1 protein-coding gene is annotated in these 328 nt (G+C 63.4%); it reads left to right on the forward strand.

Annotated elements, in window-relative coordinates:
* Nucleotides 1–229: hypothetical protein (locus ACR6JA_RS22165; RefSeq protein ID WP_494599540.1), on the forward strand; the 229-nt coding region annotated here is incomplete at its 5' end.
* Between the last annotated feature and the right edge of the window lie 99 nt (nt 230–328).

The following is a 328-nucleotide window of genomic DNA, read 5'->3' on the forward strand; positions in this document are numbered from 1 at the left end:
GCTGAAGGCGTGCGACAGCCTGTGTTTTCCCCTTTGCCCGGATCTGCATCGCGCCCACGACCAGGGCGGAATCCCCAAGCAGGAGCGCAGGCGCTTGGAATGGCGCTATGCCACTGAAACCCGGGCGCTGTTGCAGCAGCGCGGGCAATGGACGCCGAAGATTGAAAAGCACTTCCAGCGCGCCATCGCACCGCTGGAACGCGTTGCGCAGGAGGCCGGACCACTGTGACCCATCAGCAACATCCCTTGTCCGCCGCCTTTCCGGCGATGAGCGCGCCTGACTTCCAGGCGCTGAAGGACAGCATTGAGTGCATTGGTGTGCAGAACG

The sequence above is a fragment of the Cedecea sp. B1(4) genome (assembly GCF_059414925.1).